Source organism: Halomonas sp. CKK8 (genome assembly GCF_029625235.1).
Lineage (GTDB): Bacteria > Pseudomonadota > Gammaproteobacteria > Pseudomonadales > Halomonadaceae > Halomonas > Halomonas ventosae.
The window spans coordinates 3,755,256-3,777,448 of sequence record NZ_CP121193.1 but is presented as its reverse complement, the minus strand read 5'-3'; the positions used below and the strand labels follow the sequence as shown (position 1 = coordinate 3,777,448).

The following is a 22,193-nucleotide window of genomic DNA, read 5'->3' as shown; positions in this document are numbered from 1 at the left end:
CGCTGGGTCCTTGGCTAACGTTAAAGAGGTATCTTTTATGCTTGTTAATGGCGGGCCCATGAGGCCCGCGCTTGCCAACGCAGGAGGTCACCATGTCGACGCAACATCGCGTGTGTTTCCCGCCAGTCATGGCTACCGGCGCCCTGATGCTGGCGGCCGCGCTGCTGCTGGGCAGTACCGCCCTGGCCGATGACCATGAAGCCATGGGGTCCGGCGATGTATGGCTGCCGAGCCTGATCACCGAGACGCCTCAGGAGGGCTTCGCCCTGGCGGTGACACTCTCCCAGAAGGGGGTGGGCACCACCCAGCCGGACGCCGAGGTACGCAAGGCACAGCGCCCCGAGTATGCCGAGGATCCCGACAGCCTGATCGCGGCCTCCCACGTCATCGCCACCCACTTCCAGACCGTCGCCGCGGCCAACGACTACTGGCGGGAGTGAGGTGGATGAGTGGGGCGCGGCCTGCCGGGCGGCATGGCCTGCGCAGGAGGGCAGCCATGATCAAGGTACGGCTCTATCGCTACCATCCCGATGAGGATGACCGGCCACGCCTCGAGACGCTGGAGGTGGAGGAGCGTTTCCGCAGGACGATGGTGCTCGATGTCCTCGAGCACCTGAAGCAGCGCGATGCCACCCTGGCCTTTCGACGCTCCTGCCGCGAGGGGGTGTGTGGCTCCGATGGCATGAACATCAACGGCAAGAACGGACTCGCCTGCATCACGCCGGTGGCGGAAGTGCTGGGACGCGGCGATACCCTGACCCTGCGTCCGCTGCCGGGCATGCCGGTGATCCGCGACCTGGTCGTCGACCAGACGCTGTTCTTCCGCCAGTTCGAGAAGATCCGCCCCTGGCTGATCAACGACCAGCCGGCCACCGCCACGGAGCGTCGCCAGAGCCCGGCGGATCGCGAGAAGCTCGATGGCCTCTACGAATGCATCCTGTGCGCGTGCTGCAGCTCGGCCTGCCCTTCCTGGTGGTGGAACCCGGACAAGTACATCGGCCCGGCCGGGCTGATCCAGGCCTATCGCTTCCTGATCGACAGCCGGGACACCGCCACCGACGAGCGACTGGCCGAGCTCGACGACCCCTTCAGCGTGTTCCGCTGCCGACAGATCGCCAACTGCACCTGGGTCTGTCCCAAGGGACTCAACCCGATGCGGGCCATCGGCCATATCAAGGCAATGCTGCTGGCGCGCGGCAGCTGATACCCACCTCCAACACCCACACAACGACGACGCCCCGGCATGGCCGGGGCGTCGTGCTCCAAGGCCGGGTTCAGGCCGCGTCGAGGGGGCGCGAGGGGCCGAAGTGCTCGTAGTGGCGACGCTCGCCGGGCACGCCGAGTTCGGCGAGTGCCCGGTCCACGGCCGTCATGAAGCCCTGGGGGCCCACGAAGTAGCAGCGGGCATCCTCGGGCAGCAGGCTGGCGAGCAGCTCGCGGTCGATTCGGCCGGTATGGTCGGCCTTATCGCCGCGCTCGTGCACGCTCACGGCACGGAGCCGCCGAGGGTGTTCGGCGGCCAGAGCCGCGACCTCGTCGCGGAAGGCGTGATGCTCGGCATCCAGGGCGGCGTGCAGATAGACCACTCGGCGCCCCTGGGCCAGGGCATGGCGGGCCATGGGCAGCATCGGTGTCTGGCCGACGCCACCGCTGGCCAGCAACAGGGGCTCGTCACCGTCTTCCAAGGTCAGGTCGCCGGCCGGCGGCAGCAGTTCCAGGGTGTCGCCGACGCTCATGGCGTCGTGCAGGTGACGGCTGGCGCGGCCCTGTGGCTCGCGCTTCACCGAGATCCGGTAGTGGCAGCCGTTAGGCACGTCCGACAGGCTGTAGTGCCGATAGACCGGCTCGCTGCCGAGGGTCAGCTTCACGCCGATGAACTGGCCCGGCTGGTGGTCGGCCACCGGGCCGCCGTCCTCGGGTTCCAGCACGAAGGAGCGGATCACCGCGCTCTCCTGGCGGGTCTCGGCGATACGGAAGCGGCGCGTGCCGCGCCAGCCGCCTGGGCGCTGCTCGAACTCCCGGTAGCGATGGTCTTCCAGTTCGATGAGCAGGCCGGCGAGCTCCTCGTAGAGGCCGCTCCAGGCCGCGGCGACCTCGGGGGTCACCGCCTCGCCCAGCACCTCGCCGATGGCGGCCATCAGGCACTCGCCGACGATGGGATACTGGTCGGGCTGGATGCCCAGGGAGACGTGCTTGCTGACCACGGTGGCCAGCACACCGCGTGCCTGCTGGGGGTCCTGGCGTAGCCCTACATAGGCCAGCACGGCCCCGGCCAGGGCCCGCGGCTGGCCGCCGTCCTGCTGGTGGGCCTGGTTGAAGAGCGGCTTCACCTGCGGATAGCGCTCGAACATCAGCGGGTAGAAGCGCTGGGTGATGGCATCGAGATGGTCGGCCACCACGGGGGCGGTGGCCGCGATCAACTGCTCCTGCTCTGTCGTCAGCATGGGAATCCTTCTGTCGGGGGGATGTTCTTGGTTTGGCCCCTCCCAGTCAGCAAGAGTCGTGCCACCCCGGCGACGGGCAAGATGTCGCAGCGCAGCATGACGGCCTCCATCGCCAGCGTGTCCCCGACGAGGGCACGACATGCCAGACCGGGTTGTAGTGGCAAAGTGACACGATCTCTGTTGTCATGCTGACACTTATTGTCGAAAACACAGTGCCATGACCGACTTCCTGCGCGCCTTGCGCGAACTGCTGGGATGCCTGACTGAGCGGGCGCCGGACGCCTCCCTGGCCGACGAGTGGGATGCCCTGCTCCAGGCCCTGGTGGGCCGCTATCCGCTGGATGCCGCCACCCTGATGGTGATGGAGGACGGCGCCCTGCAGCCGGTGGCCGTGCTGGGCCTGCCCGGCGAGGTTCGCGGACGGCGCTTCGAGCCGGCACAGCACCCCCGGCTCGCCGCCATCGCCGCTCATCCCGGCGTGTGCCGCTTCCCGCCGGACAGCGACCTCCCGGACCCCTTCGACGGCCTGCTGGACGAGGACCTCAGCCAGGTGCACGACTGCCTGGGGGTGGCCCTGCGTGACGAGGGGCGACTGATCGGCCTGCTGACCCTGGATGCCCTCTCCTCCGGGGCGCTGCGGGACCTGGAGGAGGCGGAGCTGCTGGCCGCCGCCGAGCTGCTGGCCGTCTGCCTGCGCCTGGCGGAGCGCCTGGCGGAGACCCGCTCGCGGCTCAGCGAGGTGCTGGGTGACGAGGCGTCCGGCAGCGGGCTGCAGCAGTGGAGCAGCCCGGCCATGCAGCGGCTGATGACGGCCGTCGACCTGGTGGCGCCCACCGGGATGAACGTGCTGCTGCACGGCGAGACCGGGGTGGGCAAGGAGCGGGTGGCCCGCGAGCTGCACCGGCGCTCCGCCCGGCGCGGCGGTCCCCTGGTGCAGGTCAACTGCGCCGCCCTGCCCGAGAGCCTGATCGAGAGCGCCCTGTTCGGCCATCGGCGTGGCGCCTTCTCCGGCGCGGTGAAGGATCACCGCGGACACTTCGAGATGGCCGATGGCGGCACCCTGATGCTCGACGAGGTGGGCGAGCTGCCGCTGGCCCTGCAGCCCAAGCTGCTGCGGGTGCTGCAGGAAGGGGAGATCCAGCCGCTGGGCTGCGAGCAGGCGCGGCGGGTGGATGTCCGGGTGATCGCCGTGACCAACCGTGACCTGGCCGCCGAGGTCGGGGCCGGGCGCTTCCGGGAGGACCTCTACCACCGGCTCGGCGTCTTCCCGCTGGAGGTGCCGCCGCTTCGCGAGCGCCCCGAGGATATCCTGCTGCTGGCCGGCCACTTCCTGGAGGACAACCGGGTGCGTCTCGGGGTGGCCAACCTGCGTTTCGCTCCCGAGGCCCAGGCGGCCCTGCTCGGCTGGCAGTGGCCCGGCAACGTGCGCGAACTGGAGCATGTGCTGGCCCGTGCTGCCCTGCGGGCCCTCGGCGAGCAGAAGGCGCTCACCGTGCCGGGCCAGCGGGCGGCGGTACTGCGCATCGAGCCGCGCCACCTCCAGCTGCCGCGCGGTGACGCCCCCGCGACGGTCGACACCCCAGCGGAACCCGGCATCGTCGGCGGTGAGGCCGAGGCCGGCTGCGGCCTGCGGGCGGCCACCGAGGCCTTCCAGCGGCGGTTGGTTCGTGATGCCCTGTCCGCGCAGGGCGGCAACTGGGCGGCCGCCGCCCGGGACCTGGCGCTGGATCCCGGCAACCTGCACCGCCTGGCCCGCCGCCTGGGCCTCAAGCCGCGTCCCCGTGATTGACGTGGATGACATGCATCAATGCGCCTCTGGTCGAGGTATGGTCGGATGGCCTCCTACCCGACGAATGATCGACACGGCGAAGCGCCGGGCGGCGAGTCCGACGCCTTGTGACGACAAGGAGGCATGATGAGCGAGTCCCGTCATTCCGATTGGGATCCCCGGTCCGGGACCGTCCAGGCCGACCAGGTCGCCGCCTACGATGCGATGCGCCATCGCTGCCCGGTGGCCTTCAGCGACTACCTGCAGTGGTCGCTCTTCCGCCACGCGGACGTGATGCGCGTGCTCGAGGACCACGAGACCTTCAGTAACGCGGCGAGCCGCCACCTCTCGGTACCCAACGCCATGGACCCGCCCGAGCACACCCGCTTCCGGCGCCTCATCGAGCCCTACTTCGGCCCCGAGGCCATGGTCGAGTTCGCTCCGACCTGCCGCGCCATCGCCGAGGCCGTGGTGGACCGCCTGCCCGCCGACGGCGAGGTGGAGGCGATGACCGAGATGGGCCAGGGCTTCGCCCTGGAGATCCAGTGCGCCTTCATGGGCTGGCCGACCCGCCTGCACGAGCCGCTGCGCGCCTGGGTGAAGCGCCAGCAGGCCGCCACCCTGGCGGGCGATCGCGAGGCACTGGGCGAGCTGGCACTCGAGTTCGACGGGGTGATCCGCGAGCTGCTGGCAAGCCGCCGCGACGCCGGCGACGCCGCCCCGGACGACGTCACCACACGGATCATGAACGAGACGGTGGAAGGGCGGGCGCTGACCGACGAGGAGATCGTCAGCATCCTGCGCAACTGGACGGTGGGGGAGCTTGGCACCATCTCGGCGAGCATCGGCATCCTGATGCGCTACCTGGCGGCCGACCCCGAGCTCCAGGCTCGCTTGCGCGCCGACCATGGCCTGCTGCCGGCGGCCATCGACGAGATCCTGCGCCTCGACGCGCCGCTGATGTCCAACCGGCGCATCACCACCTGCCCGGTGGAGATCGGCGGCCGTCGCCTCGAGGCCGGCGAGCGCCTGACGCTCCTGTGGGGTTCGGCCAACCGCGACGAGGCGGTGTTCGGCGGCCCCGACGAGGTGCGCCTGGATCGCGACCCGAAGGACAACCTGCTCTACGGGGCCGGCATCCACGTCTGCCCCGGGGCGCCCCTGGCGCGCATGGAGCTTTGCGACTTCATGGACGCCTTGCTCGATGCCACGGTGGATATCGGCCCGGTGCCCGGCCGTCCCGCGGTGCGCGCCCGCTACCCCGCCGGCGGCTACGCCGAGGTGCCGTTGCACGTGCGCCGCTGACCTCTTAATTGCCCCGAACCAGCGAGAGGCGCCGGGGGCAGGTCGTAGAGGGGGTCCGGAGACCAGGGACGGCGGAGGTAGCGTCCAGGGACGGATTCATAGCGCCCCATCGACGGTCCGGCGCTCCGGGGCCTGCCGCCGGAACAGCCTCGAGCGCAATGGCGGCATTCCACGGCCAGGTTCAGAGCCCGATACGGTGCGCCCGGTCGGTAAAGAAGATGCCGCTGGGCGATTCGCTCTCGAGCCTGGTGACCTCCTCCAGGGTGCGGGTGTCGTAGACCACCACCCGGTCGCTGTCCCGGGCTGAGATCCATACCTGCTCGCCCCGGGGGGTGAACTCCATGTGCAGCACCGCCTCGCCGGGCGCCAGGGTGGCGACGACCTCGCGGGACTCGGTGTCGATCACCTGCACCACATTGTTGTCGGGATGGGCGAAGTTGACCCATACCTGGCGCTCGTCGGGGCGGGTCATCACGAAGATCGGCTGGCCATGGACCGGGATACGGTCGACCAGCGACCAGTCGTCGCTATCGGCGAGCAGCACTTCGTGGCGGCCTACCGCCGGCAGCCAGGCCTCGTCGCCGGCCATCGCCCAGCCCTCCAGGTGGGGCATCTTGTAGACCGGCAGGCGCTCCTCGCCGCGGCCGTAGTCGGGCAGGATGCGCTGCACCCCCGCCTCCGGATGCCAGAGGTCGAGCAGTGCCAGGCCGTCCTCGCCGAACAGCCCGGCGATGTAGTAGCGCCCGTTGGGGCCGATCAGGGCATCGTAGGGCGCCTCGCCGATATCGCTGAAGCGGGTCACCTCGGGGGCGCCCTCGCTCATGTCCACCAGGTGAATCTCGCCGGCCTCGAACAGGCTGTAGACGAAGCGGTTGCCGGGGGCATCCACCAGGCCCACCACCTTGGAGCGCTGTTCCTGGCCGTTCTCGTCCCGGTAGGTCGCCGGAATCTCCGCTACCTCCTCCAGGGTCTCGCTGTCGAAGAGCTTCACGCCCCCCGGCTCGTAGTTGGCCACTGCCACCAGCGAGCCGTCCTGGGAGATGGCGCCGCCGATGCTGTTGCCGGACTGCATCACCCGGTGGGTGATCTCCCCGGTGAGCAGGTCGACCCGGCTCAGCCCGCCGTCGCGGCCGAAGACGAAGGCGTAGCGGGCATCGCGGGAGAACTTCACCGAGGCGTGGGACAGGTCGCCCAGCCCCTCCACTCGCTCGAGGATGCGCCGTTCGCTGGTGTCCACCACCGCCAGGCTGCCGGTGGCGCGCTCCACCACCACGCCGAGGTCGCCGGTGCCGCGCAACTCGGTATTCGGGGTGGCCTGGCAGCCGGCCAGCAGGGCAAGCAGCGAGACGGCGGCGAGGGGCTTGCGAAGGGGGGCAGGCATCAAGGGCATGGCAGGGTCACTCTTCCAGGGGGTTGTCGTTCTGCAGGTGGTCGGCGAGCCAGCGCGCCTCCTCCTCGGTCAGCAGGCCGGCCCAGCCAGGCATGGCGGTACCGGCGACCCCGTTGAGGATCAGCGCGGCCAGGCCGTCGCGGCTGTAGGCGTTCATGCGTGTCTCCGGCAGCGCCGGCCCGAGGCCGCCGCGCAGGGTCATGCCGTGGCAGGAGCCGCAGTCCTGGTAGAGCAGGGTCTCGAGCTCCTGCTCCCGCTCAGCGGAGAGCGAGCCATCGGCCAGGGCGGCCACCGGCAGCCAGCACAGCGCCAGCAGCAGACTGCGGGGGACGGAAAGGGGCATGGCATCTCCTCGGGCGGGCCCGGTGTGGTGGCTGGTGGCAGTGTCACCGCTGGCGGCCGGGCGTGCCTTGACAAGGGTCAAAGCGTCGCCCTGCAGGGCCCATGAAGCATGATCCCTCCGGGCTCGCAATGTCTCTTTGGAGGTAGGCCAAAGCCCCTTTGACACAGGTCAACCTTGCCGGGGAAAGCGGTGCGGGACCCGTTAAAGATGCATGAATTATACGCGTTAATGGGCCAATCTCTGGCGCAGGAAGGTCATCGGCCGTACAGCTCCGGGTGGCCATCCGGCGAACGACAACAATGACTCGCCCATGACCTGGCGACAGCGCATTCAAGGATCATGACAGAGGTGGAACGATGATGAAGAAAGACTGGTATCTCAAGCCCCTGGCGGTGGCGGTGACCACCGTCGCCCTGGGGATCAGTGCGGCCCAGGCGCAGGATGGCCACAAGGACGTCGACGAGTCCAAGGGCGCCTACCAGGGCGCGCCGTCGGCCGTGGACCCGAAGGCCGCCAAGGTGGTGAGGACCCCCGGTGCCCCCGACCTGACCGAGGCCGAGTTCGAGAAGGCCAAGGAGATCTACTTCCAGCGCTGCGCCGGCTGCCATGGCGTGCTGCGCAAGGGGGCCACCGGCAAGCCGCTGACCACCGACATCACCCAGGAGCGCGGCCTGGAGTACCTCAAGGCCTTCATCACCTACGGCTCCGCGGCCGGCATGCCCAACTGGGGCACCTCCGGCGACCTCACCGATGACGAGGTCGAGCTGATGGCCAAGTACGTCATGCACGAGCCGCCGGTGCCGCCGGAGTTCGGCATGCCGGAGATGATGGAGACCTGGGAGGTGAAGGTCGCACCGGAGGACCGCCCCACCGAGCAGATGAACGACCTGGACATCGAGAACCTGTTCTCGGTCACCCTGCGTGACGCCGGCCAGATCGCGCTGATCGACGGTGCGTCCAAGGAGATCGTCAAGATCCTCGACACCGGCTATGCGGTGCACATCTCGCGCATGTCTGCCTCCGGCCGCTACCTGTTCGTCATCGGCCGCGACGCCAAGGTGGACATGATCGACCTGTGGATGGAAGACCCGAGCATCGTCGCCACCATCAAGATCGGCATGGAGGCACGCTCCGTCGAGACCTCCAAGTTCGAGGGCTACGAGGACGACCTGGCGATCGCCGGCGCCTACTGGCCGCCGCAGTACGTGATCATGGACGGCGAGACCCTGGAGCCGAAGAAGATCGTCAGCACCCGCGGCATGACCGTGGACACCCAGGAGTACCACCCCGAGCCCCGCGTGGCGGCCATCGTCGCCTCCCACCAGCACCCCGAGTTCATCGTCAACGTCAAGGAGACCGGCAAGGTCCAGCTGGTGAACTACGAGAACCTGGACGCTCTCGCCACCGTCGAGATCGATACCTCGCGCTTCCTGCACGACGGTGGCTGGGACGCCTCGGGCCGCTACTTCCTCACCGCAGCCAACGAGTCCAACCAGATCGTGGTGATCGATGCCCAGGAGCGTGAGCTCGAGGCCATCGTCGACGTGGGCAAGATCCCGCACCCGGGCCGCGGCGCCAACTTCGTCGACCCCGAGTTCGGGCCGGTGTGGGCCACCAGCCACCTGGGCGACAACACCATCCAGCTGATCGGCACCGACCCGGAGGGGCACCCCGACAACGCCTGGCAGGTGGTGCGCACCCTGGAGGGCCAGGGCGGCGGCTCGCTGTTCATCAAGACCCACCCGGAGTCCGACAACCTCTACGTCGACACCGCCCTCAACCCGGGCGAGGGGCCCAGCCAGAGCGTGGCGGTCTTCGATGTCAACGACCTGGAGGCCGGCTACGAGGTGCTGCCGATCGCCGAGTGGGCCGACGTCGGCGAGGGCGTCAAGCGCGTGGTGCAGCCGGAGTACAACCAGGCCGGTGACGAGGTGTGGTTCTCCGTCTGGAACACCATGGACGAGACCTCCGCCCTGGTGATCGTGGATGACGAGACCCGCGAGCTGAAGCACGTGATCAAGGACGAGCGGCTGGTCACCCCGACCGGCAAGTTCAACGTGATCAACACCCAGAAAGACATCTACTGATCGGGAACCGGCGGCGGGTGCAAGCCCGCCGCCACCCGCCGCAAGTGAGCTGTGCCGATGCATTGCCAAGCCTCGTACTGCCAAGTTCAAGACCTCGATACCCTGGATCGCCGCCTGATCGACAGCTACCAGCGTGGCCTGCCGGTCTGCACCCGCCCCTTCCACGCCGTGGCCGAACGCCTGGGCACCTCGGAGGCCGAGGTGATCTCACGCCTGGAACGCCTGCAGGCCCAGGGCGTGCTGAGCCGGGTGGGGCCGGTCTTCGACCACGCCCGGGCCGGCGCCAGCCTGCTCGCCGCCGTGGCCGTGCCCGAGGCCGAGCGCGATGCCTTCGCAGAGCTCATCAACGCCGCCCCCGGCGTCAACCACAACTATGCCCGTGAACACGACTACAACCTCTGGTTCGTGATGACCGCGCCGGACGAGCCCGAGCTCGAGGCGCGGCTCGAGGCCCTGGAGATACGCCTGGGCGTGCCGGTCCTGCGCCTGCCGATGCTGGAGGGCTTCCATATCGACCTCTCCTTCCCCATTCCTTGGGCCGAACTGGAGCGCACATGAGCACCGCGACCCCGCTGTCCCTCGATACCGCCCGCGCGCCCGGCGAGCCGGATGCCCACCGCCGCCTGCGCGCCCTGCTCGAGCAGGGGCTGCCGCTCACCCCGCGGCCCTGGCAGGCCCTGGCCGAGCAGGCCGGCATGGCCGAGGAGGAGGTGATGGCCTGCGTGCGCCGCTGGCAGGCGGACGGCATGATCAAGCGCCTCGGCCTGGTGGTGCGCCACCGCCGCCTGGGGATCCAGGCCAATGCCATGGTGGTGTGGGACGTGCCGGACGAGCGGGTCGCCCTGGTCGGGCGCCGGCTCGCCCGGGAGACCGCAGTGACGCTCTGCTACCGCCGCCCGCGGCGCCTGCCCGACTGGCCCTACAACCTCTTCTGCATGATCCACGGCGCCCGCCGCGAGCGGGTGCTGGGGGAACTCGCCGCCATCGTCGAGCGCCTGGACCTGGGCGAGCTGGAGCACCAGGTGCTGTTCAGCACCCACGCCTACCGCCAGTGCGGCGGTCGCTACGTGCGGAAGGGGGCGGCATGACCCTGGAGGACCTCGACGCCGTCGATCGTCGCCTGATCAACCGCCTTCAGGAGGGCCTGCCCCTGGAGCCACGCCCCTATGCGGCGGTGGCCGCGGAGCTGGGCATCGCCGAGGGCGACCTGCTCTATCGGCTGGAGCGCCTGCGCGAGGGCGGGGTGCTGAGCCGCTTCGGTCCCATGTACCACGCCGAACGGCTGGGCGGTGGCCTGACCCTGGCGGCGCTGGCGGTGCCCGAGGCCGACTATGAGCGGGTCAGTGACGCCGTCAACGCCTTCCCCGAGGTGGCCCATAACTATCGCCGCGAGCACGCGCTCAACATGTGGTTCGTGCTGGCCACCGAGACCGCTGAGGCGATCGCGTCGACCCTCGCCGAGATCGAGGCGGCCACCGGCCTGCCGGTCTACAACATGCCCAAGGAGGAGGAGTTCCATGTCCGTCTCCACCTGCCGGTCTAGGCCGGCCCCGCGCCGCGAAGCCGACGAGAACGCAGTCCCGCCGCCGGATGCCGGGGGACTCGACGCTGCCGATCGCGCCATCGTGCTGGCCACCCAGGCCGGCCTGCCGCTGGTCCCCGACCCCTGGGGCGCGGTGGGCCGTGAGGTGGGCCTGAGCGGCGAGGCGGTGCTCGAGCGCATGCAGGCCATGCAGGAACGCGGGGTGATCCGCCGGGTCGCCGCGGTGCCCAACCACTACCGGCTCGGCTACGTGGCCAACGGCATGACGGTGTGGGACGTCGACGACGCCGAGGTCGAGCGCCTGGGCCGCGAGGTCGCCGCCATCGAGGGCGTCAGCCACTGCTATCGCCGCCCTCGGCACCTGCCCCACTGGCCCTACAACCTCTTCGCCATGCTCCACGGCCGCAGCCGGGAGGAGGTCGAGCACCAGGCCGCGGTGTTGCGCGAGCGCCTGGGCGAGGCGTGCCGTGACCATCGCATCCTCTACAGCTCGCGCATCCTCAAGAAGACCGGGCTGCGCCTCTCGCGCCGCGCCGGGCAAGCGTAACCAAGGCAGGAGAACGCCATGTTCCGCGTCACCCGCTATATCAAGAGCCTGATGGAACCGGCCCCGGTGCCGCCGGCCCGCAAGCCGCCTGGCCCGGTGGTGATCTGGAACCTGATCCGCCGCTGCAACCTGACCTGCAAGCACTGCTACACCACCTCGGCCGACATCGACTTCGCCGGCGAGCTCTCCACCGCCGAGGCCCACGCCGTCCTCAACGACCTCGCCGCCTTCCGGGTGCCGGCGCTGATCCTCTCCGGCGGCGAGCCGCTGATGCGCCCCGACATCTTCGAGCTCTCCCACCGTGCCCGGGCGCTCGGCATCTACACCGGGCTCTCCACCAACGGCACCCTGATCACCGAGGAGAACATCGATGAGATCGCCGAGGTCGGCTACGACTACGTGGGCATCAGCATCGATGGCCTCGAGGAGACCCATGACGTCATCCGCCAGCGCAAGGGCGCCTTCCGCGAGTCCATGCACGCGGTGAAGCTGTGCAAGGCGCGCGGCATCAAGGTGGGGCTGCGCTTCACCCTGACCCGCGAGAACTACGAGCAGCTCGGCGACATCCTGGCGCTGCTCGAGGAGCACGACGTCGACAAGTTCTACCTCTCGCACCTCAACTACGGCGGCCGTGGCCGGCGCCACAGCAAGCAGGACGCCTGGTACCGCATGACCCGCGACGCCATGACCCGGCTCTTCGATCACTGCCGTGACGAACTCGAGCGCGGGGTGGAGCGCGAGTACGTCACCGGCAACAACGACGCCGACGGCCCCTTCCTGCTGATGTGGGCCCGGGAGCACTTCCCCGAGCAGGCCGAGGCCCTGGAGCAGCGCCTGCTCAACTGGGGCGGCAACGCCTCCGGCGAGCATATCGCCAACATCGACAACCTGGGCCACGTCCACCCGGATACCTTCTGGTGGGACCACGACCTGGGCAGCGTCCGGGAGCGGCCCTTCTCCGAGATCTGGCGCGATACCCGGGACCCGCTGATGGTCGGCTTCCGCCAGCGGCCGAGGCCGCTCAAGGGGCGCTGCGGCGAGTGCCGTTACCTGCCGATCTGTAACGGCAATACCCGGGTGCGGGCCTGGAAGGTCTCCGGTGACCCCTGGGAAGAGGATCCCGGTTGCTACCTGACCAACGCCGAGATCGGGGTCGCCGACGAAAGTGAACGCCGCATCTCTGCCCCCTATGAGGCCATCCAGGCCGTCGAAATCCAGTAGGCTTGCGAGGAATTCCGCCATGCCGTCACGTCGCGTTTCCTATGACCTCGCCGAGTCGCCCCTGGCGCCCGGCGAGGTGGCCATCGTCGGTGCCGGGCCCGGCGACCCGGGGCTTCTGACCCTGCGCGCCCTGTCGCTGCTCGAGCAGGCCGACTGCCTGGTCTTCGACCGCCTGGTCTCCCGCGAGGTGCTGGCCCTGGCGAGCCCCCGCGCCCGGCGTTTCTACGTGGGCAAGGCCTCGCGCTGCCATGCCCTGACCCAGGACGAGACCAACGCCCTACTGGTGCGCCTGGCCAGGGAGGGCAAGCGGGTCGTGCGGCTCAAGGGCGGCGACCCCTACATCTTCGGCCGGGGGGGCGAGGAGGCCGAGGTGCTGATCGCGCACGGCATCCATTTCCGGGTGGTGCCGGGGATCACCTCCGCCCAGGGCTGTGCCGCCTATGGCGGTTTCCCGCTGACCCATCGCGACCATGCCCAGAGCGTCACCTTCGTCACCGGCCACTGCAAGGGCGACGGCGACCTGGCCCTGGACTGGACCTCTCTGGCGGTACCGCATCATACGGCGGTCTTCTACATGGGCCTGGCCAACGCCGAGCTGATCAGCCGGCAGCTGCAGGATCACGGCCTGCCCGCGGACCATCCGGTGGCCCTGGTGGAGCGGGGCACCACCCCCGAGCAGCGCCAGGTGATCACGAGCCTGGGCGAGCTGGTCGAGACCATCGCCCGGGAGGGACTGAAACCACCCACCCTGATCGTGGTGGGCGAGGTGGTGCGCCTGGCCGACACCCTGGCCCAGCCGGCCCCCAGGGAGGCGACCTTCGCCGAGGGCGAGACCCTGGAACTGGTGCGGGAGCGGATTGCCCTGTGAAACGCGTCGCTTCCCTCCGGATGTCCCTGCAGGCCCTGGCGGCGGCGGTGATGGTCACGGCCATGGTGCCGGCCGGTGCCGACGACACCCCTGCGCTCTACCAGGCCTTTTGTGCCTCCTGCCATGGCGAGGATCGCCTGGGCGGCATCGGCCCGGCGCTGCTGCCGGGCAACCTCTCGCGGCTCAAGCCTGCCGCCGCCGAGGCGGTGATCCGCGACGGGCGAGCGGCCAGCCAGATGCCGGGCTTCGGCGAGCAGCTCGATGACGATCAGATCGCCTCCCTGGCCGAGTGGATCTACCGTGAGCCCGAGGTCGAGCCCACCTGGGGGAGCGACGAGATCCTCGCCAGCCACGAGGTCACTCATCCGGACGGAACGCTGCCGGACGAGCCGCTCTTCGACGCCGACCCGCTCAACCTCTTCATCGTGGTGGAGACCGGCGACCACCACGCCAGCCTGCTGGACGGTGACACCTTCGAGCCGATCCACCGCTTCGAGACCCGCTACGCCCTGCATGGTGGGCCCAAGTACACCCCCGACGGGCGCCATGTCTTCTTCGGCTCCCGGGACGGCTGGATCACCAAGTACGACATCTACAATATGGAGGTGGTGGCCGAGGTTCGCGCCGGCATCAACATGCGCAACATCGCCGTCTCCGCCGACGGCCGCTACGTGATGGCCGCCAACTACCTGCCCCACAGCCTGGTGCTCTTCGACGCCCACAATCTCGACCTGATGAAGGTCTATCCGGTGGTAGGCGAGGACGGCGAGAGCTCCCGGGTCAGCGCCGTCTATGCCGCGCCGCCGCGAGGCAGCTTCATCGCCGCGCTCAAGGACCTGCAGGAGGTATGGGAGATCCCCTGGCCGCTGCCCACCGAGCCGGTGGTCTCTACCGGCCATATGGCCACGCCGCTCGAGCAGCGCCGCGGGCATGACACGCCCAACTTCCAGGTGCGGCGGATCCCGGTGCCCGACTACCTGGACGACTTCTTCTTCGACCTCGACTACGACCACGTCATCGGCGCCTCCCGAGGTGGGAAGGGCGATGGCCAGGGCGGCATGGTGGTGAACCTGGACAGCGGCGAGAAGGTGGCCGACCTGCCCCTGGAGGGGATGCCCCACCTGGGCTCGGGCATCACCTGGGAACACGAGGGGCGCCGCGTGATGGCGACCCCCCACCTCACCCGGGCGGCGGTCTCGATCATCGACATGACCGACTGGACGGTGATCAAGACCCTCGAGACCGATGGCCCCGGCTTCTTCATGCGCAGCCACGCCAACTCCCCCTACGTCTGGGTGGACGTCTTCTTCGGCCCCAACCGTGACCGGGTCCACGTCATCGACAAGGCGAGCCTGGAGATCGTCGAGACGCTGATCCCCGAGCCCGGCAAGACCGCCGCCCACGTGGAGTTCGACCGCTATGGCGAGAAGCTGCTGCTCAGCCTCTGGGAGCAGGACGGCGCGGTGATCGTCTATGACGGCGATACCCTGGAGGAGGAGAAGCGCATTCCCATGAGCAAGCCCTCGGGCAAGTACAACGTCTGGAACAAGACGCGCTATGAGGAAGGCACCAGCCACTGAGGGGTCATAAGAAGTATTCTTGATACCTGTCATGGAAGGCGCGCCGGGAGTGGGGCACAATGGCCATAACCAAGCGTTTCAGTCGGGTATGCGCCATGCAATCGACCTCCTCCTCATCCGTCCGCTCCTCCACGCTGTCGCGCCTGCCGGTGGCGCGCCTGGCCTTCCGGCCCTTCTTCCTGCTGGCGGCGCTGTTCAGCGTGCTCTCGATGGGGGTGTGGTTCGCCTTCTGGCACGGTGACATCCTGCTGCGTCCCGTCGGTGGCCTGATGTTCTGGCACCAGCACGAGATGCTGTTCGGCTTCGCCGCCGCGGTGGTGGCGGGCTTCCTGCTCACTGCGGTGCAGAACTGGACCGGCCTGCCCAGCCTCAAGGGTGGCCCCCTGCTGGCCCTGGTCGGGGTCTGGCTGGCCGGGCGGCTGCTGATGGCCTTTCCCCTGGGCCTGCCGGCCTGGCTGCCAGTGCTGGTCGACCTGGCGTTCCTGCCGGTGGTGGCGGGGGTCATGGCCCGGCTGGTGATTGCCGCGAAGCGCTGGCGCAACCTGGTCTTCCTGCCGGCCCTGGCGCTGCTGGTCCTGGCCAACCTGGCCATGCACCTGGGGGTATTGACCGGCGACGCCGAGCTGATCCGCCAGGCCGCCTACCTGGCGGTGCTGCTGGTCACCCTGCTGATGGTGGTGGTGGGCGGCCGGGTGATCGCCATGTTCACCGCCAACCGCCTGGGGCTGACCCGCCGGCCGCCGATCCCGGCCCTGGAGACCCTGAGCCTGGGCAGCGTGATGGCGGTGGTGCTGGGCCAGCTGCTGGTGATGCTCGGCGTGGCGATCCCTGGCGTCCTGCTGGCGGCCCTGATGGGCCTGGCCGCCCTGGCCAACGCCGTGCGGCTGTCGCGCTGGGGGGGCCTTTACAGCTGGCGCGAACCGTTACTGTGGGGACTGCACCTGAGCTACGCCTTCATCCCCGTGGGCCTGGCGATGTGGGCCCTGGCGGTGCTGGGGACCTTCCGGGCCGAGCTGGCGGTACACGCCCTGACCATCGGTGGCATGGGCACCATGATGCTGGCAATGATGTCGCGGGTCTCGCTGGGCCATACGGCGCGTCCCATCCGTACCCTGCCGGGCATCGGGGTGGCCCTGGGCCTGATGGTGGCCGCGGCCCTGCTGCGCTCGCCGGTGCTGGCGCTCTTTCCGCAGATCACCCACTGGACCTACAACCTGGGCATCATCTTCTGGTGCCTGGCCTACGGCATCTTCCTCGTCCACTATACGGGGCCGCTGCTGTCGGCCCGGGCCGACGGCAAGGACGGTTAGCCGCGGCCTGGGGAGCGCACCATGATCGAACACTATGTGCTGATCAAGCACCTGCATGTCACCGCCGCCACCCTGAGCATCCTCTTCTTCATGCTGAGGGCCTGGTGGTCGGTGCGCGAGGCGGCGGTCCTCAAGGCGCGCTGGGTGAGGGTGGCGCCCCACCTTATCGATACCACCCTGCTGGTGCTGGGCGTGGTGCTGATGGTGATGCTCTCGCTGTGGCCCCACCAGCACCCCTGGCTGGCGGCCAAGCTGATCGCCCTGCTGGCCTACATCGGCCTGGGCACGGTGGCGATCAAGCGTGGCCGTACGCCTCGGACGAGGGCCGTCGCCGCCCTGGCCGCGGTGGCCACCTTCGCCTACATGCTTGGCGCGGCGATCCGCCACAGCCCGCTCTCCTGGCTGGCGTGACGCAGGGAGCGGCCGTGCTGGCCTATACTGTCCCGGCCACTCTTCTTCAGAAGGACGATCTCATGTCGAAACAGGAACTTCCCGCCGGCGCCGGCCAGGTGGCCGAGCAATATCCCGAGATCTGGGAGGCCTATTCCGAGCTGGGCCGGGCCTGTGCCGAGTCCGGCCCGCTGGACGCGCACACGCGGCGCCTGGTCAAGCTGGCGCTGGCCGTGGGCGCGCGTTCCGAGGGTGCCGTGCACTCCCATGTGCGTCGCGGCCTGGAGGAGGGCGAATCCGCCGCGGCCCTCAAGCAGGTGGCCATGCTGGCCATCCCCACCCTGGGCCTGCCCAGCGGCGTCGCGGCCCTGACCTGGATAGAGGACATCACCGACTCCTGACCCCGGCGGCCCCCCAGGCCGCTGGGACAAGCGTTTAATCGCCGGCTGGCGACGAGGCTCCGGGGTCTGCTAGTTTCGAGTCTGCTGCATCAGCAACACTCGACATATCAGACCCTGGAGTCTTTCCATATGCGGTACAACAACAAGACACTGCTCTCCCTTTCCGCCGCTGCCCTCTGCGTCGGCATGGTCTCGTCCGCCTCGGCGGCCACCCTGGACGAGGTGCAGGAGCGGGGCGAGCTGCGCTGTGGCGTCAACGTCGGCCTCTCGGGCTTCTCCTCGCCCGATCAGGATGGCACCTGGCAAGGGCTCGACGTGGAGACCTGCCGCGGTATCGCCGCCGCCATCTTCGATGATCCCGAGGCGGTCTCCTTCACGCCGTTGACCGCCAAGGAGCGCTTCACCGCCCTGCAGTCCGGCGAGATCGACGTCCTCTCGCGAAACACCACCTGGACCGCGACCCGCGACAACTCGCTGGGCCTGAACTTCACCGCCACCACCTTCTACGATGGCCAGGGCTTCATGGTGGCCAAGGACCTGGGCGTCGAGAGCCCGGACGAGTTCGACGGCGCCTCGATCTGCATCCAGTCCGGCACCACCCATGAGCTCAACCTGGCCGACTACTTCCCCTCCCGCGGCATCGAGATCCAGACCGTCACCTTCGACACCCCCGACCAGACCGCCCAGGGCTTCGCCAGTGGCCGCTGCGACATCCTGACCTCCGACACCTCCCAGCTCAGCGCCCTGCGCCTGCAGCTGCCGGAGCCGGACAGCGTCGAGATCCTCGAGACGCTGATCTCCAAGGAGCCGCTCGGGCCCGTGGTGCGCCAGGGCGATGACCAGTGGCTGGACATCGTCCAGTGGTCGATCTTCGCCATGGTCAATGCCGAGGAGCTCGGGGTGAACAGCGACAACGTCGACGACATGCAGGCCGACCCGCCCAATCCCCAGGTGGCCCGCCTGCTGGGCGTGGATGGCGACTACGGCGAGCAGCTGGGCCTCGAGAACGACTGGGCCTACAACCTGATCAGCCACGTCGGCAACTACGGCGAGGTGTTCGCCAGTACCGTGGGCGAGGACTCCCCCATGCAGATCAGCCGTGGCGTGAACGCGCTGTGGAACGAGGGCGGCATCCTCTACGCACCGCCGGTCCGCTGACCCATCCTGAACGTCCAATGACCGGGCACCACGCATGGCGACATGCGTGGTGCCGTTTCGGGTACGTCTGCGAGGCTCGTTATGCTGCGTTCTTCCTCACGGGAGCGGGGGCCACTGTGGCGTGACCCCACCTTCCGCGCCCTGCTGGTGCAGGGCATCCTGCTGCTGGCGCTGGGGGCGTTCATCGCCATGGTGGTGTCCAACACCCTGGCCAACCTCGAGGCCCGGGGCATCACCACCGGCTTCGGCTTCCTCCAGGACCGTGCCGGCTTCTCCATTCCCCAGACGCTGATCGAGTACTCCGGCGACAGCACCTATGCCCGCACCTTCGTGGTGGGGCTGCTCAATACCCTGCTGGTCTCCGCCATGGGCATCGTGGCGGCGACCCTGATCGGCTTCGCCGTGGGCATCGCCCGGCTGTCGCCCAACTGGCTGCTGGCCCGGCTGGCCAGCGCCTACGTGGAGATCTTCCGCAACATCCCGCTGCTGGTGCAGATCCTGTTCTGGTACTTCGCCGTGCTGCAGGCCCTGCCCAGCCCGCGCAACAGCCACTCGCTGTTCGAGGTGGTCTTCCTCAACGTGCGCGGCGTGGTGCTGCCCGACCCCCAGCCGCTGGCCGGCTTCGCCGCCACCCCCTGGGCGCTGCTGGTGGCGGTGGTCGCCACCTGGTGGCTGGTGCGCTTCGCGAGGCGCCGCCAGGCAGAAACCGGTCGGCCGCTGCCGGTGTTCAGGCTGGGCGCCCTGCTGCTGGTCGGCCTGCCGCTCGCCACCTTCCTGGCCACCGGCATGCCCCTCGCGTGGTCCATCCCGGCGCTCAAGGGGTTCAACTTCCAGGGCGGCGTGACGGTGCTTCCCGAACTGATGGCCCTGTGGCTGGCGCTCTCCATCTACACCGCCTCCTTCATCGCCGAGATCGTGCGCTCGGGCATCCAGTCGGTGCCCCAGGGGCAGGTGGAGGCGGCCAAGGCGCTGAGCCTGCCCGCCGGCATCATCCTGCGCAAGGTGGTGATTCCCCAGGCGATGCGGGTGATCGTGCCGCAGCTGACCAGCCAGCACCTCAACCTGATCAAGAACTCTTCGCTGGCCACGGCGATCGGCTACCCGGACCTGGTGGCGGTGTTCTCCGGCACGGCGCTGAACCAGACCGGGCAGGCCATCGAGATCGTCGCCATGACCATGGCCGTCTACCTGCTGATCAACCTGGTGGTGTCCGCGCTGATGAACCTCTACAACGCGCGCACCCTGCTCAAGGAGCGGTGACATGGAAGCGACCTCGACCCGAACCGAGATGATTCCCGAGCGCCGCGCACCCGACATGAGACGGGGGGCGATGGGCTGGCTGAGGGCCAATCTCTTCAATACGCCGCTGAACGGGGCGGTGACCTTGGTCACCGCCGCCCTGCTGGCCTGGCTGCTGTGGCCGGCGTTGCAGTGGGCGGTATTCCAGGCCGACTGGCTCGGCGACTCCCGGGAGGCGTGCAGCGGCGAGGGGGCCTGCTGGGTCTTCATCAGCGCGCGCTTCGAATCCATCGTCTATGGCTTCTACCCCGAGGCCGCGCGCTGGCGGGTGGACCTGGTCTTCCTGCTGATGGCCGCGCTGGTGGCCTGGCTGGCCATCCCGCGCCTGCCCGCCAAGCGCTGGGTGGGGCTGTTCGCGCTGGTGGGCTTCCCGCTGGTGGCCTTCTTCCTGCTGGTCGGCGGCAGCTTCGGCCTCGAACACGTACCGACCCGCGACTGGGGCGGGCTGATGCTGACCCTGACCATCGCCACCGTGGGGATCGTCGGCTCGCTGCCCATCGGCGTGGTGCTGGCCCTGGGGCGCCGTTCGCAGATGCCGCTGGTGCGTGGCTTCTGCGTGGTGTTCATCGAGTTCTGGCGCGGCGTGCCGCTGATCACCGTGCTCTTCATGGCCTCGGTGATGCTGCCGCTGTTCGTGCCGACCCAGGTGGAGTTCGACAAGCTGCTGCGCGCCCTGGTGGGCATCATGCTCTTCTGGAGCGCCTACATGGCCGAAGTGGTGCGCGGTGGTCTCCAGGCCATTCCCGGCGGGCAGGAGGAGGCCGCCAAGGCGCTGGGCATGGGCTACTGGCAGCGCATGGCGCTGATCGTGCTGCCCCAGGCGCTCAAGCTGGTCATCCCCGGCATCGTCAACACCTTCATCGCGCTGTTCAAGGACACCTCCCTGGTGCTGATCATCGGGCTCTTCGACCTGCTGGCGATCATCCGCGCGGGGCTGACCGACAGCGACTGGCTGGGGTTCGCCACCGAGGGCTATGTCTTCGCGGCCCTGGTGTTCTGGGTGTTCTGCTTCAGCATGTCGCGCTACAGCCAGCACATCGAACGGCGCCTGCACACCGGCCACCGCAACTGACAACCACGAACGGGACTCTCTCATGAACCAGGCAAACGCCGCCCGCGCCGACTCGCCGATGATCGAGATCGCCGGGCTCAACAAGTGGTACGGTGACTTCCATGTGCTGCGCGACATCGACCTGACGGTGGCGCGGGGCGAGCGCATCGTCATCTGCGGCCCCTCGGGCTCGGGAAAGTCGACCCTGATCCGCTGCATCAACCACCTCGAGGAACACCAGGAGGGGCGCATCGTGGTCAATGGCATGCCCATGACCCGCGACGTGAAGCGCATCGAGCAGATCCGCCGCAATGTCGGCATGGTCTTCCAGCACTTCAACCTCTTTCCCCACCTGAGCGTGCTGGACAACTGCTGCATCTCCCAGACCTGGGTGCAGAAGAAGCCGCGCGCCGAGGCCGAGCGCACGGCGATGGAGATCCTCGAGCGGGTGCAGATCGCCGACCAGGCCCGCAAGTACCCGGGCCAGCTCTCCGGTGGCCAGCAGCAGCGGGTGGCCATCGCCCGTGCGCTATGCATGCAGCCGGAGGTGATGCTCTTCGACGAGCCGACCTCGGCGCTGGACCCGGAGATGATCAAGGAGGTGCTCGACGTCATGGTCGAGCTGGCCCGCGACGGCATGACCATGCTCTGCGTCACCCACGAGATGGGCTTTGCCAAGACCGTGGCCGACCGGGTGATCTTCATGGACCAGGGTCAGATCATCGAAGAGGCGCCCCCCGAGACCTTCTTCAACCACCCGAGGTCCGAGCGCACCCAGCTGTTCCTCGGCCAGATCCTCGGCCACTGAGCCTCTCCCGGGCGGCAGCCTGTTCGGCTGTCGCCCGCCTTCCTTCCCCGGAAATTGACCGGCGTCAAAGCCCCACCCCGTGCTCTGCTGCTACGCTTAACATGTATCTGCGATACATCTTAAAAGGGACGCAGGGCTGCATGCCGCGAAGGGCGGCGGCACTGCCACACGAGCAAGGGGGGTATGGTCCATGGCCGACGGTCTCACCAAGTCGGCGGCCCGCAACATCTTCTACGGCGGGTCGCTGTTCTTCTTTCTGCTGTTTGCCGCACTGACGGCCCACAGCCACTGGTACATGGTCAACACGTCCACCGACAGCGAGGGGCTCACCGAGTCCGTCAAGCACGGCAAGGAAGTGTGGGAAAAGAACATGTGCATCAACTGCCACAGCATCATGGGTGAGGGCGCCTACTTCGCGCCGGAGCTGGGCAACGTCTGGGAGCGTTACGGCGGACACCAGAATCCGGAGGCGGCCCGCGCGGGTCTCGCCGCCTGGATCCGGGCCCAGCCACTGGGGGCCGAGGGGCGCCGTCAGATGCCGGCCTATGACTTCAGCGAGGAGGAGATGCAGGCGCTGATCGACTTCCTGGAGTGGACCGACGGTATCGACGACCAGGACTGGCCGCCGCATCCCGCCGGCTGAGCCGCCTGAACGCCGGACCGCGGATAAATCAAGGAGA

23 protein-coding genes are annotated in these 22,193 nt (G+C 68.8%); 20 read left to right on the top strand and 3 right to left on the bottom strand.

Annotated features, from left to right (window positions below; genetic code table 11):
* The first annotated feature begins 92 nt into the window (after positions 1-92).
* Together P8934_RS17870 and P8934_RS17865 are read left to right on the top strand one after the other, a co-directional pair.
* Positions 93-440: a hexameric tyrosine-coordinated heme protein gene (locus tag P8934_RS17870; protein ID WP_278032197.1), complete on the top strand. Its 348-nt coding sequence runs from the start codon at positions 93-95 to the stop codon at positions 438-440.
* A gap of 59 nt (positions 441-499) precedes the next feature.
* Positions 500-1,204, top strand: coding sequence for a succinate dehydrogenase iron-sulfur subunit (locus P8934_RS17865; RefSeq protein WP_278034060.1), 705 nt, complete (start codon positions 500-502; stop codon positions 1,202-1,204).
* Between the two features lie 70 nt (positions 1,205-1,274).
* On the opposite strand, the gene hmpA is transcribed toward P8934_RS17865, so the two are convergent.
* Positions 1,275-2,444 (bottom strand): NO-inducible flavohemoprotein, encoded by a 1,170-nt coding sequence (hmpA, locus tag P8934_RS17860; RefSeq protein ID WP_278032196.1) that lies wholly within the window; start codon positions 2,442-2,444, stop codon positions 1,275-1,277.
* Positions 2,445-2,661: 217 nt separating this feature from the next.
* Between hmpA and norR the strand changes: the two genes are divergently transcribed.
* Together norR and P8934_RS17850 are read left to right on the top strand one after the other, a co-directional pair.
* Entirely contained in the window at positions 2,662-4,233 is a 1,572-nt protein-coding gene (gene norR / locus P8934_RS17855) for a nitric oxide reductase transcriptional regulator NorR (RefSeq protein ID WP_278032195.1), read from the top strand.
* 126 nt (positions 4,234-4,359) lie between these two features.
* Positions 4,360-5,517, top strand: coding sequence for a cytochrome P450 (locus tag P8934_RS17850; protein ID WP_278032194.1), 1,158 nt, complete (start codon positions 4,360-4,362; stop codon positions 5,515-5,517).
* Between the two features lie 181 nt (positions 5,518-5,698).
* Here the strand turns inward: P8934_RS17850 and P8934_RS17845 are convergent, their stop codons facing one another.
* Together P8934_RS17845 and P8934_RS17840 are read right to left on the bottom strand one after the other, a co-directional pair.
* Positions 5,699-6,907, bottom strand: coding sequence for a cytochrome D1 domain-containing protein (locus tag P8934_RS17845; protein ID WP_278032193.1), 1,209 nt, complete (start codon positions 6,905-6,907; stop codon positions 5,699-5,701).
* A gap of 7 nt (positions 6,908-6,914) precedes the next feature.
* A complete protein-coding gene (locus P8934_RS17840; protein ID WP_278032192.1) occupies positions 6,915-7,250 on the bottom strand; it encodes a cytochrome c in 336 nt (111 codons plus the stop codon).
* Between the two features lie 356 nt (positions 7,251-7,606).
* On the opposite strand from P8934_RS17840, the gene P8934_RS17835 reads away from it, so the two are divergent.
* From P8934_RS17835 to P8934_RS17760, 16 genes are all read left to right on the top strand, one after another.
* Positions 7,607-9,337, top strand: a complete 1,731-nt coding sequence (locus P8934_RS17835) for a nitrite reductase (protein WP_278032191.1) — start codon at positions 7,607-7,609, stop codon at positions 9,335-9,337.
* A 57-nt stretch (positions 9,338-9,394) separates the two neighbouring features.
* Complete coding sequence (locus P8934_RS17830; protein ID WP_278032190.1) at positions 9,395-9,895, top strand: AsnC family transcriptional regulator; 501 nt, start codon at positions 9,395-9,397, stop codon at positions 9,893-9,895.
* Complete coding sequence (locus tag P8934_RS17825; protein WP_278032189.1) at positions 9,892-10,425, top strand: AsnC family protein; 534 nt, start codon at positions 9,892-9,894, stop codon at positions 10,423-10,425. Before P8934_RS17830 ends, P8934_RS17825 begins: the two co-directional genes overlap by 4 nt.
* A complete protein-coding gene (locus tag P8934_RS17820; RefSeq protein WP_278032188.1) occupies positions 10,422-10,880 on the top strand; it encodes an AsnC family transcriptional regulator in 459 nt (152 codons plus the stop codon). Before P8934_RS17825 ends, P8934_RS17820 begins: the two co-directional genes overlap by 4 nt.
* Positions 10,855-11,427 carry an Lrp/AsnC family transcriptional regulator gene (locus P8934_RS17815; protein WP_278032187.1) on the top strand — a complete coding sequence of 191 codons (573 nt, stop codon included), beginning with the start codon at positions 10,855-10,857 and terminating at the stop codon, positions 11,425-11,427. The genes P8934_RS17820 and P8934_RS17815 overlap by 26 nt, the downstream gene beginning before the upstream one ends.
* Positions 11,428-11,445: 18 nt before the next feature.
* Positions 11,446-12,648, top strand: a complete 1,203-nt coding sequence (gene nirJ, locus P8934_RS17810) for a heme d1 biosynthesis radical SAM protein NirJ (RefSeq protein ID WP_278032186.1) — start codon at positions 11,446-11,448, stop codon at positions 12,646-12,648.
* A gap of 19 nt (positions 12,649-12,667) precedes the next feature.
* Positions 12,668-13,516 (top strand): uroporphyrinogen-III C-methyltransferase, encoded by an 849-nt coding sequence (gene cobA, locus P8934_RS17805; RefSeq protein WP_278032185.1) that lies wholly within the window; start codon positions 12,668-12,670, stop codon positions 13,514-13,516.
* A complete protein-coding gene (locus P8934_RS17800) occupies positions 13,513-15,096 on the top strand; it encodes a nitrite reductase (protein ID WP_278032184.1) in 1,584 nt (527 codons plus the stop codon). Before cobA ends, P8934_RS17800 begins: the two co-directional genes overlap by 4 nt.
* Positions 15,097-15,191: 95 nt before the next feature.
* Positions 15,192-16,406 carry an NnrS family protein gene (locus tag P8934_RS17795; RefSeq protein ID WP_278032183.1) on the top strand — a complete coding sequence of 405 codons (1,215 nt, stop codon included), beginning with the start codon at positions 15,192-15,194 and terminating at the stop codon, positions 16,404-16,406.
* 24 nt (positions 16,407-16,430) lie between these two features.
* Positions 16,431-16,817 (top strand): SirB2 family protein, encoded by a 387-nt coding sequence (locus tag P8934_RS17790; RefSeq protein ID WP_278034059.1) that lies wholly within the window; start codon positions 16,431-16,433, stop codon positions 16,815-16,817.
* 62 nt (positions 16,818-16,879) lie between these two features.
* A complete protein-coding gene (locus P8934_RS17785) occupies positions 16,880-17,197 on the top strand; it encodes a carboxymuconolactone decarboxylase family protein (protein WP_278032182.1) in 318 nt (105 codons plus the stop codon).
* A 129-nt stretch (positions 17,198-17,326) separates the two neighbouring features.
* Positions 17,327-18,355, top strand: a complete 1,029-nt coding sequence (locus P8934_RS17780; protein ID WP_278032181.1) for an amino acid ABC transporter substrate-binding protein — start codon at positions 17,327-17,329, stop codon at positions 18,353-18,355.
* Between the two features lie 81 nt (positions 18,356-18,436).
* Positions 18,437-19,615 (top strand): amino acid ABC transporter permease, encoded by a 1,179-nt coding sequence (locus P8934_RS17775; protein ID WP_278032180.1) that lies wholly within the window; start codon positions 18,437-18,439, stop codon positions 19,613-19,615.
* Position 19,616: 1 nt separating this feature from the next.
* Positions 19,617-20,726 carry an amino acid ABC transporter permease gene (locus P8934_RS17770; RefSeq protein WP_278032179.1) on the top strand — a complete coding sequence of 370 codons (1,110 nt, stop codon included), beginning with the start codon at positions 19,617-19,619 and terminating at the stop codon, positions 20,724-20,726.
* Positions 20,727-20,748: 22 nt separating this feature from the next.
* Complete coding sequence (locus P8934_RS17765) at positions 20,749-21,513, top strand: amino acid ABC transporter ATP-binding protein (protein WP_278032178.1); 765 nt, start codon at positions 20,749-20,751, stop codon at positions 21,511-21,513.
* 190 nt (positions 21,514-21,703) lie between these two features.
* Positions 21,704-22,156 carry a cytochrome c gene (locus P8934_RS17760; RefSeq protein ID WP_133634456.1) on the top strand — a complete coding sequence of 151 codons (453 nt, stop codon included), beginning with the start codon at positions 21,704-21,706 and terminating at the stop codon, positions 22,154-22,156.
* Positions 22,157-22,193: the final 37 nt, after the last annotated feature.